Here is a 12,500-nt window from a genome sequence, read left to right on the forward strand (position 1 = left end):
ACTATGAATTTAACTAAAAAAACTGGAATTATGGGATTTTTTGCAGATTTTAAGGCCTCTTTAATGAAAGGAGACGTAATAACTTTGGCAACGGCCGTAGTCATAGGGGCTGCATTTGGAAAAATTGTGGGTTCCGCCGTGGACGATGTCATTATGCCAATCGTAGGACTATTGACCGGCGGAATAGATTTCACCCAAAAGTTTATTACCCTTGATGGTAATAGTTATAGTAATCTTGCGGAAGCAAAAAAAGCCGGCGCTGCCGTTATCACATACGGTAACTTTATCCAGGCTATCATCAACTTCCTGATTATTGCTTTCTTTATTTTTATCGTCTTAAGAGCCGTTGAAAAAATGAGGAAGAAAGACGAAGTAATCGTGGTCGAAGTTTCCCCAACCCAAGAGCAATTACTAACAGAAATCCGAGATTTACTAAAGAAATAAATACCGCTACATTACATATTCTAACTTAACCGTTCCTTAATTGGGGCGGTTTTTTTTATTAATCTGAGAAAGGATCTGGTTGTTTGGGATTGATAACTCATCAATAAAAGAGTTAAGGGCAAACACCAATTCGCCGCGCGTTCGACAAAATCCACAAAAGGCTCTCCTGATATCGGCCGGCTCAAGGCTGTCAAAAATGCCCAAATGACAGCCCAGACTAAAATGCCCCGCATCGGGTAAATTAATGTAGTAACGGCTATAATAATATCCATTGCTCCAATAATTGGCATTAAAAATATGGCCTGATCAACACTGAATCCCACCGAGGTCAGTAAGGGAATCCATTTCGGGTTAACGCCGATTGCGACAATACCGTGACCGAGAAAAGTTCCAAAAACACCAATTCGCGCAATTAATTCCAACGGATTTTTTTGGAAAACATCTTGAATTTCTTTTTTGAACTTTCTAATTTTTTGTTTCATCTTTTATAAGTTAAAAACCACTGACTTACATTAAGTCAGTGGTTTGATAATATTTAATCTTAATGCTATTTCAAAATCAATAAGGAAGTATCCTTTTGATTTCCTACAGTTATTTCTACTGTATAAACCCCTTTTCCATACTTGGATAAATCTCCTTTAAAGTTGAACTTTCTTTCAGTTTTAGAGGCCTTTTTAGAAAGCACTACATTTCCATTCATATCTGAAATTTTGATGAAAGCCTCCCCTGTATCAGGAGAGTCATATTCTAAAGAAAAAACATCTACCACCGGATTGGGAGCGATTTTAATAGGATAAAATTGTTGGCTTGCAGATGTGGTTGTGGATATTTTACCTGTGCCATTGTTCAGACAAAACGAATCGATTACAGCTCCATTGTTATCATACGTAGTACTGCAGATACCCGTTGCCGTCACATCAAATTTGCAAAAGTGATATTTACTTTGGTATGATTGTACGAACCAATTGGCTGTTCCGGTATAAAGTGGTGCGCCGGCCCCACCACATACAATCTGACAACGTCCTTCACCCGGCTGGCTTCCATACTGCGCAACAGGAGCTGTCGTGCTTATATTTCTGTTCAATGGCTTGGTACGTTCGTACATATGATCGTGTCCGTTAACAATTAAATCCACACCATAATCATCAAAAGCTTTCCACCAAGTACCGAAATAAGAGTTCATTTCGCCGGCATGTGCTCCTATTGTATAAAATGGCCTGTGAAAGAAAATAATCTTCCATTTCTTGGCCGAATTTGCCTCTAATGTACTTACCAGCCAGTTGTATTGCGTCACATTCGCAGGATCTTCAGAATTTAACGCAATAAAAACCGCATCTCCATAAGTAAATGAGTAGTACAGATTAGTTCCGGTCGTAGGAACAGATTTAGGCAATTCGAAAACATTTTGGTAGGTAGGGACGCTCGCGGCATCGTGATTTCCCAAGGAATGAAAAACCAAATTGTTTTCTATAAAAGAAGTTCCGTTATTAAACCAACTATCCCAATCAGTAGCTGAACTTCCGCTATTAACTATGTCTCCTGTATAAATAGTGAAATCAGGCGTTTTTGCGTTAGCAAGGGCCGCTACCTGATTCCAAACACTCATTCCTGAACGGCTGTCGCCAATGGCTAAAAATGAAAAATCAGTTGAAGTCACAGACGGAGCGGTTTGGTAGGTCTTTTGAGATGTCCAAACTGCTGCCGGAGCATCATACAATTGATAGTAGATTGTAGCATTAGCGGTTACCGTTGGAAAAGTGTAGTTATAAAATTTATCAGCATAACCATTTCTTACTACAGCCGGAAAAGTACCTTGCTCACAAGCAGTGGTATATCCCCATTTAATTTGGCTGGTTGTACCTGTATTTCTCCAGGTTACCGTTAGACCTTCCAAAGGATTATTACTGCTTCCCCATCGGATGTGTTTTATAGTCGATGCTGCAGTCGCATTTCCGACAAGTGACATATCGAAACTAATATCAGAACTGTTAATAGCATTTTGATGAATTTCCACGGCGATAGTGTTCGTTCCGGCAACAAATCCGGCTTGCGCCTGTGTCAGAGTGCTGGTCAGAAAAGTGCTTCCATCATCGCTGCACGCCGTAGAAGCCTTAGTCGTATACGAAACTGTTCCGGCAGGCATATTGTTTCTGTAAACTTCAACACCATTAATATAAACAACCACACCATCGTCTCTTCTTACATTCATCGTGTAATTTACAAAAGCAGTAGGATTTGTAACGGTAAGATTTTTTCGGAAATATGTCGTTATGTATTTATTTGTTGAACTGGTACCATAACTCAATGTTGTTGCCTCGTCACCATCGCCGTAGCCTAATTGGGCCAAACCCGAGCTCCAGCTTGTATCCCCAAAAGAAGTCCCCTTCCAGGCGGTTCCCTGATTAGAACCGTTACTTAAATATTTCCATGATGATCCCGTGGGAATTAATGTTGTCTGCGCCGACATGTTGTACACAGCCGCACAGCATAAAAGGCCAAAAAGCAGTTTTTTAACGTTTTTCATAATTTTTGGTTTGTTTTGGTTTTGATTGTTTTGCTCGCAAATTTAACAACAAATTTTAACATATATTAACTTACAAGTTAATTAATTGTTATTGTATGATTAACTGGCTTATAACCTCAAGGCAGGAAACCCAAAAAGTGTCAAAACTTTATGATTATTTTAATTTTCTTATTGATTACTTTTGTACTGCAAAAATTAAGTTCAAGAAACTAAACTATCTATTATGAAAATTGCTGTAGTTGGTGCAACCGGAATGGTTGGCGAAGTAATGCTTCAGGTGTTGGCGGAAAGAAATTTTCCGTTAACCGAATTGATTCCTGTTGCTTCAGAGAAATCCGTTGGGAAAGAAATCGATTTCAAAGGAAAGAAATATACCGTCGTAAGTATGCAGACTGCAGTAGATAGGAAGGCCGACATTGCTTTGTTTTCTGCCGGTGGCGAAACGTCATTGGAATGGGCTCCAAAATTTGCGGCAGCGGGAACAACCGTAATCGACAATTCATCGGCCTGGAGAATGGATGCCTCCAAAAAACTGGTCGTTCCGGAAATCAATGCCTCCGAATTGACCAAAGAAGATAAAATTATTGCAAACCCAAATTGTTCGACCATTCAGATGGTTATGGCATTAGCACCTTTGCACAAAAAATACAACATCAAACGCATTATTGTTTCTACCTACCAATCCATTACCGGAACTGGAGTAAAAGCGGTACAGCAATTGGAAAACGAATATGCCGGTATCAAAGGGGAAATGGCTTATAAATATCCTATCCACAGAAATGCAATCCCGCAATGCGACAGTTTTGAGGAAAACGGGTATACCAAAGAAGAAATGAAACTGGTTCGCGAAACCCAGAAGATCTTAAGCGACAAGACTATTGCCGTGACTGCTACTGCAATCCGGGTGCCTATTGTTGGCGGCCATAGTGAAGCGGTAAATGTGGAATTTACTAATGATTTTGATGTGAATGAAGTCAGAAGTATTTTGCATAATACACCAGGAATTGTAGTTCAGGACAATACTGATACTTACACCTACCCTATGCCGATGTATGCTCAAGGAAAGGACGACGTTTTTGTTGGAAGAATCCGTAGGGACGAAAGCCAGCCTAATACGTTAAACATGTGGATTGTAGCTGATAATTTAAGAAAAGGGGCTGCTACCAATACCGTTCAGATTGCGGAATATTTGGTTGAGAATAATTTGATATAAAAGAAAACATATTGAAAATAGAAAAAACCCTTGTAGAACTTACAAGGTTTTTTTTTATTCTCTTAGATTTTAACCAATAGTTTTCTTACTACATTTGTAAGGAATGAAAAAGAAACTCATTATAGTTAACCTTTCTTTGATGACGGCGGTATTGTTCGCAATACTGTTCCAGTCCATGCATTCCTATGAGCATCTGGCAAAACAGTTCACTGAAAAACAATGCCACCACCAATACAATAGTACCAAAACAGAATTCACACACCACCACACTGAATTTGATCATTGTTTTGTTTGTGAATTTACACTGAGCAGTTTTATTGCTCCCGACACCTTCTGCTTTAAGCCGACTTTCGCTCCAAGCGAAATTCCCTATTTTCTCGCTACACCTGAAATTGTTATTCCTTTTTCGGGAAGTCGTTATACACTTCGTGGCCCTCCGCATTGTATTGTTTAAAACTGCATTTTATTCGAAAACAGATTCCAGATTGCTTATTAAGCGATTTGAAACCTGTCGCATTTTAACAATTAATAATTTCCATGAAAAATTTAATCATAGTTCTCCTTTTAGGGTGTTCAACAATACTGCATGCACAAAACAGTATTACAGGAACTGTTACGGATCTAAAAAATCAGCCAATACCCGGCGTCGAAATCTCAGCCACTGACATTCATTCGGAAACCACTACCGACAGCAACGGAAAGTACACCTTAACCAATATCCCAAGTGGAAATTACATCATTGTCTTTGCATATCCCGGATTTAAAACCATCAATAAATCCATAAAAATTGAACAGAAAGAAACCATTCTTGACGTTCTTTTAGACGATGAAATCGTTCACATGGATGAAGTAATTGTTTCGACAGCTTTCCACAAACTGCAATCACAGAATGTTATGAAAGTCGAACAGGAAAGCATCAAATCCATGCAGCAAAAAGGCGCAGCAACACTCATTGAAGGACTGTCAACCATTCCCGGGGTTTCACAAATCGCCACCGGAACGTCAATAGGAAAACCGGTTATTCGGGGTCTGAGCGGCAACCGCGTTTTGGTATACACGCAGGGTGTCCGTCTGGAAAACCAGCAATTTGGGGAAGAACACGGCTTGGGACTGAACGATGCCGGTGTTGAAAGTGTCGAGGTCATCAAAGGGCCGGCGTCGCTTTTACATGGTTCAGATGCGATGGGTGGGGTGTTGTATTTCAATCCTGAAAAATTTGCAAAAGCCAATACGTCTCAGGGAAATTTTAGCCAAAAAGTCTTCTCCAACACCTTAGGCAGCAACTCTACCGTTGGTTTAAAAACGTCCACCGAAAACTGGAAATACTTAATCCGGGGAAGTTACAATACGCATTCGGATTATCAAATCGCAAACAACGACCGCGTAACTAATACCCGTTATAATGAAAGTGATTTGAAAACCGGAATCGAATACGACAATTCCAAATTTTCGAGTGTTTTTCGTTATAATTTCAACCATCTGGATTTGGGCATTCCCGAAAATGGCATCGCCGCACAATCGACAACCAAAAAAACTGACTATCCAAAACAAGGCGTCTTTAATCATATTTTAAGCCTTCACAATCACATCTATTTTAAGAATTCATCGCTGGATGCCGATTTTGGTTATATCGCGAATGACCGAAGCGAATTCGAAGACAGTGATATCGCCGTGCTGCACATGAAATTAAAAACACTCAATTATGATCTGAGATATCATTTTCCGAAATGGGGCAATATAGAAACCATTGCAGGCATTCAGGGCATGCACCAAACAAATTTGAATTCGGGTGAAGAGTTTTTAATTCCTGATGCCGAAACCGATGATTTCGGGATTTTCGGAACCGCCAATTACGAATGGAAATCGAATGTAATTCAAATGGGGTTGCGTTTTGACAATCGGCAAGTGGTCAGTGAACAGAACGGTATTTTTGGAGAAGAAGGCTATTTTGAAGACATGGACAAAACCTTCAACAGTTTTAATGCGTCTTTGGGATACAAAACCAATATGACTAAAAATTGGTCGGTGCGTCTGAATGTGGCTTCGGGATTTCGCGCGCCTAATTTGGCAGAACTTACTTCTAATGGTGTCCATGAAGGCAGTAATCGCTATGAAATAGGGAATAGCAACTTGGAAAGCGAGCAGAATGTTCAGACGGATCTGAATCTGGAATACAAAACCGACCATTTGGAATTTTTTGTCAATGGATTTTACAATCATATCAACAATTACATTTTCATTTCTCCAACGGGAAATACTATCGACGGTAATGATCTGTACCAATATGTTCAGGATAATGCCAAATTATCTGGGGGTGAAATCGGACTCCATTTCCATCCGCATCCGATTGACTGGCTTCATTTTGAAAGTAATTTTGAAACTGTGAGCGGAGAGAAGCAAAATGGCGACTACTTGCCTTTAATCCCAGCCAGGAAATGGAACAACAGCATCCGTACGCAATTCAATTTAAAAAAATGGCTAACTGACGGATTTGCGACTTTCAATATCGAGAACACTTTCAGCCAAAAGAATGTCAGTGGTTTTGAAACCAAAACTCATGGCTATACCTTAGCCAATTTTGCTTTTGGCGGAAAAATCACCGTCGGCAAAACCATTTTTGATTTAAATCTGAATGTCAACAACTTATTAGACAAAGAGTACATTTCCCATTTATCGCGCCTGAAAACAGATGGAATTCCTAATATTGGAAGAAATATAATTGTAGGTGTTAATTTTAACATCTGACAAATTAATTATATTTGTAAGAAACAGCTTTAGATATGAAAATAATAACTTCCATGCTTGTTTTGGCTTTCGGCTTAAGTGCCGCAGCACAAGTATCCAAAAACACCACAGGAAAAATGAAATATCCTGAAACAAATAAAATCGCCCATACCGATACTTATTTCGGCACCAATGTCAACGATCCCCATCACTGGCTGGAAGACGACCGCTCTCCTGAAACCATGGCGTGGGTTAAGGCACAAAACGAAGTGACCTATAATTATCTGAAGAAGATTCCGTATCGGGATGCGCTTAAAAAAAGAATGGAACAACTGTGGAATTACGAAAAAATAGGCGCCCCTTTTAAGGAAGGCGGTTATACCTATTTCTATAAAAATAACGGTTTGCAGAACCAATCGGTTTTATATCGCAAAAATGCGTCGGGAAAAGAAGAAGTTTTCCTGGATCCCAATACTTTTTCTAAAGATGGCACAACTTCTTTGGGTGCTGTGGATTTCTCCAAAGACGGATCAAAAGTCGCCTATTCCATTTCAGAAGGAGGCAGTGACTGGCGCAAAATCATCCTGATGGATGCGCTTTCGAAACGAATTATGGAAGATACTATTGTTGATGTCAAGTTCAGTGGCGTGTCCTGGAAAGGCAATGAAGGCTTCTATTATTCCAGTTATGACAAACCGCAGGGCAGCGAATTATCAGCTAAGACCGACCAGCACAAATTGTATTTCCATAAATTAGGAACGGCTCAAAAAAGCGACAAGGTCATCTTTGGCATGGACCAAAAAAGAAGATACGTTAGTGGCAGCGTTACTGAGGATGATAAATATTTAGTAATTTCAGCAGCCAATTCCACTTACGGAAATGAATTATACATGACGGATTTGAGTAATGATGCCAATCCCATTGTGACCGTTGTAAATGATTTCAAAAGCTCCAGTTATGTAATTGAAAATGAAGACACCAAACTCTTTATTGTAACCGATTGGAATGCACCTAACCAAAAGATTGTGACCGTTGATTTCTCCAATCCGAAACCGGAAAACTGGAAAGATTTCATTGCGGAAACAGAATATGTGCTTTCGCCCTCTACCGGCGGAGGCTATTTTTTTGCCCATTACATGAAGGATGCGGTATCGGCCGTAAAACAATACGATTATAGCGGGAAATTGATCCGTGATATTGTGCTGCCGGGAATCGGGACCGTCAGCGGCTTTAATGGTAAAAAAACGGACAAACCGTTGTATTTTACTTTTACCAATTATATTACCCCGGGAAATACATATTCTTTTGAAGCCAATGGAGGGAAATCGGAGGTATATCAAAAACCAAAAGTAGACTTCAATGGGGACAATTATGTTTCCAAACAGGTTTTTTATACTTCGAAAGACGGCGCAAAAATCCCGATGATTATCACCCATAAAAAGGGATTGAAGCTCGACGGAAAAAACCCAACAATGTTATACGGCTATGGTGGTTTCAGTGTCAGTCTGACACCGGCTTTCAGTATTGCCAATGCGATCTGGATGGAAAATGGCGGAATTTATGCGGTTCCAAATCTTCGGGGAGGCGGTGAATATGGAAAAAAATGGCATGATGCAGGAACCAAAATGTTGAAACAGAATGTGTTTGATGATTTCATCGCTGCAGCAGAATATTTGATTGCCAATAAATATACGTCAAAGGATTATCTGGCCATCCGTGGCGGTTCTAATGGCGGATTATTGGTGGGAGCCACGATGACACAGCGCCCCGACTTGATGAAAGTAGCATTGCCTGCCGTTGGCGTACTGGATATGTTGCGTTATCATACGTTTACCTCCGGAGCTGGTTGGGCCTATGATTATGGAACTTCGGAAGATTCAAAAGAAATGTTTGAGTACATTAAAGGATATTCACCTGTTCATAATGTAAAAAAGGGCGTGCAGTATCCGGCAACAATGGTGACTACCGGTGATCACGATGACCGTGTGGTTCCAGCGCACAGCTTCAAATTTGCCGCAGAATTGCAGGACAAACAAACAGGGAATAATCCAACCCTAATCCGGATTGATGTCAAAGCAGGACATGGAGCCGGAAAATCAGTAGCGGCAACTATTCAGGAAAATGTGGATATTCAGGCCTTCACTTTGTACAATATGGGCATCAAAAGTTTGCCCAATTGGAAGAAATAACCTAAAAAATGCTACTGAACGCAATTTTAACACACTTTGTAGATTTAATTGAGTTTTTACCGATTCGCTGAGAAGTATTGATTAAATTAGTTAGCTTTTTAATTTTAATTAACTAATCCATATACGTTTATGAATTCAAAATTTACAAAAATCGTTAGAATTATGTTAGGTATTGTACTTGTTGTTTTTGGAAGTAACAAGTTTTTGCAGTTTTTTCCGTTACCCTCTGCCGATGGGTCTGCCGGTGATTTCATGGACTCATTAGCTGCCACCGGATATATTTTTCCCATACTCGGTGTTGCAGAAGTTTTTATCGGCACGATGTTGTTACTGAAAAAATGGGTGGCTTTTGTTTTGTTACTACTGGCCCCGATTTCCATTAACATTCTGCTTTTCCACTTATTTCTGGACATTCCGGTAATGGGTATGGCATTGATAGTGGCGACTTTTAACGGTATTTTGATTTATAAACATTACTGGCAGCAATACAAACCGCTGTTCAATTAAATAGAACCCAACAAAAAAGCGACAATACTATGTCGCTTTTTATTAAAATATTTCAAAGACTTACCTGAAAACAAAAAGGCGGATTACCCTGTTAAACAATCGGTAGCCCAAAATATACCGGAGTGTCTTCATGATATTCGCATCAAAGCCAATAGTATGCCTGCGGAAGTTTTTCGAGGGGTTTTCGGCTATTTTTAATAATTTGCTGACAATAAGCGGTTTTAGTTTTGTGTTTTTACTGGTTTTCTTGTGGAGTAATTTTGTAATCTTGTCCATCATTTTCGTATAGGAATGTACGCCTGCCGGTTCAAACTTGATGGTCTTACCCTGAAAATTTGTGGGTGCATTTCCAAATTGTACGGTACAGACACTAATGTTGAAATCCAGTAACTCGTAGGCCATGCATTCTGAAAAACTTTCAACCGCCTGTTTTGTAGAATGATAAAAACTCCCCAAAGGCAAATTGACCAATCCGGCAATCGAAGATATATTGATAAACTGACCGTAATGCTGCTCTCGGAAAACAGGAATGAAGGCACGGCAAACTTTGACCACGCCCAACCAATTGATATGGACAATGTCGTTGATTTTGTGATCATCCGACAATTCAACAAAACTGCGATACCCAACTCCTGCATTATTAATGACCACATCAATGGTATTATGATCCATCATAATTTGGGTTTTCGCGGCTTCAATACTCTCTGTTGAAGTAACGTCCAATATGTAACAATTGATGTTAGGAATGCCCTTCAGTGATTTTCCTTGGTCCAAACACAACATAGTCGCAATTACATTCCATCCGTTTTTCGCAAAATGTAAGGCAGTTTCATTTCCGATACCACTGGAAGTTCCGGTGATGAGTACAGTTTTCAATAGATTTTATTTTATGAATGGAATTAGTAGTTGATGCTTTTAATAGTTCAATCTCCCAACATAACGCATGACACGCTGGATTTTCTCTTTACGCCTATTGATATAAGAGGTCGAACTACTGGCGCTAAATTTTCTGGGGTTGGGTAATATTGCTGCAATACCCGCTGCTTCGCGAGCAGAAAGATGGGACGCATCTTTGCTGAACCAGTGTCTGGAAGCGGCCTGTGCACCATACACTCCATTACCCATTTCAATACTGTTCAGGTACACTTCCATAATGCGTTCCTTTCCCCAAATCAATTCAATCAGAACTGTAAAGTAGGCTTCCAATCCTTTACGAAAATAACTTCGGCCTTGCCATAAGAACACATTTTTGGCGGTTTGCTGGGAGATCGTACTACCGCCTTTCAATTTTCGTCCTTTTTCATTACTTTTCATGGCCTTTTGTATCGCAATAAAATCAAAGCCGCTATGTTTCAGGAAATTCCCGTCTTCACTGGCGATTACGGCCTTCTGAAGATTCGGCGAGATATTTTCCAGAGGTTCCCAGTCGTGACTGAAGACAACGGCATTCTCGCTGGTTTTATTTTCGATAAAACGGACTGCCATCAAAGGGGTAAACGGGACCGGCACAAATTTGAAAAGCCCCACGAAAAAAATGGATATGCCAAAAAACCAGAGCATGAGCTTAAAAAAGAATCGAAATATTTTTTTCAACATGAATTTATTTAAATTGGTATATAACGCTGGGTTTAAAAATCTATAACGGCATTGAATGCGATAAAACAAAATGCACTTATTCTCAATTATTTTTGGAAAGATTACAACTACTGTATTAAATCGGCTAATTCCTTTCCAATCAAACTGCCGATAGCCACGCCCATTCCGCCTAATCGAACGCCGCAATAGACATTATTGGAAAGCTGTTCAACGATTGGATTCTTGCTCGATCCCAATCCCATGATTCCGCTCCAGCGATGGGCGACATCAAATTTTTGATTTGGCAAAATTACTTCTTTTAAGACTTCTTCCAAACGATTCTGAATAATTTCCGTCTGGCCAAATTCGGAAGTGGTTTCGCCTTCAAAATCAAGATTACGTCCGCCTCCGAATAATATCCTATTTCCAATATTCCTGAAATAGTAATAGCCTTTATCCAAATGAAAAGTCCCTTTAATCTTTAAATCTGCTATAGGTTCTGTAATTAAAACCTGGGCACGTGCCGGTTTTACTTTGCCAGAAGTTAACTGGCCTGCAAATCCATTAGTGGCAAATAAAAGTTTTTTTGTTTTAAAACTAAAATCATCCACCCGAGGCGCAGCCGAATCGAGCGTAGCTAAAACCACTTCAACGCCGTTCTGATTGTCCACAAATGAAGTGACATTTTGCTGATTCAATATTAAGATATCATGTGAAACCGCTTGCTTTAATAAGGCCTGCATCATATTTCCCGTATCAATCTGGGCTTCAAACGGATTAAAAATCAATTGGTCATAGATGTTCAGGAAACCAAAAGGATTAACCGTCTTAGCGAAAACATCCGACTTAAAAAGAGGCGTTAAAATTTCGTTGATAAAAGGTAGTTTCTCCAGACATTCTTCATACGCGGTTTCATCTTTTTTTAAAAAAAGCTCATAACCACCATAGGGTTTAAAATCGATTGCCCCATCACCCAAACGTTTGCGCAGTAATTGGAGTCCGTCCCATCTTCTCTGAATCAGATGCACAACGTCGTCTTGACTATGGGATTTTAAATCATCGATGATTTCGGAGATACTGCCAAAACAGGCGAACCCTGCGTTTTTAGTACTGGCACCTTGTGGCAACATCCCTTTTTCCAAAACCAAAATCTTGCTTTTCGGGAATCGTTCGCGCAGACGCAATGCAGTATGCAATCCTACTATGCCACTACCTACTATTGTATAATCGACATCTGTAAACCAGTTTTTTAATTCCCAGTAACTTAAAAGCATTTTCTGTTTTTTATTTTCAAAAGTAATTAATTTCGTAAAACAATACTGAT

At 39.7% G+C, this 12,500-nt stretch carries 11 protein-coding genes; 6 read left to right on the top strand and 5 right to left on the bottom strand.

Going from position 1 to position 12,500, the window contains the following annotated elements; genetic code table 11:
- The first annotated feature begins 30 nt into the window (after positions 1–30).
- Entirely contained in the window at positions 31–444 is a 414-nt protein-coding gene (gene mscL, locus FNW07_RS00875; RefSeq protein WP_126743364.1) for a large conductance mechanosensitive channel protein MscL, read from the top strand.
- Between the two features lie 20 nt (positions 445–464).
- Here the strand turns inward: mscL and FNW07_RS00880 are convergent, their stop codons facing one another.
- Entirely contained in the window at positions 465–926 is a 462-nt protein-coding gene (locus tag FNW07_RS00880) for a hypothetical protein (protein ID WP_126743242.1), read from the bottom strand.
- A gap of 65 nt (positions 927–991) precedes the next feature.
- Entirely contained in the window at positions 992–2,968 is a 1,977-nt protein-coding gene (locus FNW07_RS00885; RefSeq protein ID WP_126743241.1) for a metallophosphoesterase, read from the bottom strand.
- A 223-nt stretch (positions 2,969–3,191) separates the two neighbouring features.
- Between FNW07_RS00885 and FNW07_RS00890 the strand changes: the two genes are divergently transcribed.
- The 5 genes from FNW07_RS00890 to FNW07_RS00910 all read left to right on the top strand — a co-directional run bounded on the left by FNW07_RS00890 (position 3,192) and on the right by FNW07_RS00910 (position 9,601).
- On the top strand, positions 3,192–4,181 hold the full coding sequence (locus tag FNW07_RS00890; RefSeq protein ID WP_126743240.1) for an aspartate-semialdehyde dehydrogenase: 990 nt from the start codon (positions 3,192–3,194) through the stop codon (positions 4,179–4,181).
- 103 nt (positions 4,182–4,284) lie between these two features.
- Positions 4,285–4,635 carry a hypothetical protein gene (locus FNW07_RS00895; RefSeq protein ID WP_126743239.1) on the top strand — a complete coding sequence of 117 codons (351 nt, stop codon included), beginning with the start codon at positions 4,285–4,287 and terminating at the stop codon, positions 4,633–4,635.
- A gap of 83 nt (positions 4,636–4,718) precedes the next feature.
- On the top strand, positions 4,719–6,926 hold the full coding sequence (locus tag FNW07_RS00900) for a TonB-dependent receptor (RefSeq protein ID WP_126743238.1): 2,208 nt from the start codon (positions 4,719–4,721) through the stop codon (positions 6,924–6,926).
- A 116-nt stretch (positions 6,927–7,042) separates the two neighbouring features.
- The gene (locus FNW07_RS00905; protein WP_199745221.1) at positions 7,043–9,094 is read left to right on the top strand and encodes a prolyl oligopeptidase family protein; all 2,052 of its coding nucleotides are present in this window, start codon (positions 7,043–7,045) and stop codon (positions 9,092–9,094) included.
- Positions 9,095–9,223: 129 nt separating this feature from the next.
- Complete coding sequence (locus FNW07_RS00910) at positions 9,224–9,601, top strand: DoxX protein (protein WP_126743236.1); 378 nt, start codon at positions 9,224–9,226, stop codon at positions 9,599–9,601.
- A 60-nt stretch (positions 9,602–9,661) separates the two neighbouring features.
- Here FNW07_RS00910 and FNW07_RS00915 read toward each other — a convergent pair whose 3' ends face one another.
- The 3 genes from FNW07_RS00915 to FNW07_RS00925 form a co-directional block, all read right to left on the bottom strand.
- Entirely contained in the window at positions 9,662–10,477 is an 816-nt protein-coding gene (locus FNW07_RS00915; protein ID WP_126743235.1) for an SDR family NAD(P)-dependent oxidoreductase, read from the bottom strand.
- A 39-nt stretch (positions 10,478–10,516) separates the two neighbouring features.
- A complete protein-coding gene (mtgA, locus tag FNW07_RS00920) occupies positions 10,517–11,197 on the bottom strand; it encodes a monofunctional biosynthetic peptidoglycan transglycosylase (protein ID WP_126743234.1) in 681 nt (226 codons plus the stop codon).
- A gap of 107 nt (positions 11,198–11,304) precedes the next feature.
- Positions 11,305–12,450 carry an FAD-binding oxidoreductase gene (locus FNW07_RS00925; protein WP_126743233.1) on the bottom strand — a complete coding sequence of 382 codons (1,146 nt, stop codon included), beginning with the start codon at positions 12,448–12,450 and terminating at the stop codon, positions 11,305–11,307.
- Positions 12,451–12,500: the final 50 nt, after the last annotated feature.

The sequence above is a fragment of the Flavobacterium sp. GT3R68 genome (genome assembly GCF_007109225.1).
Taxonomy (GTDB): domain Bacteria; phylum Bacteroidota; class Bacteroidia; order Flavobacteriales; family Flavobacteriaceae; genus Flavobacterium.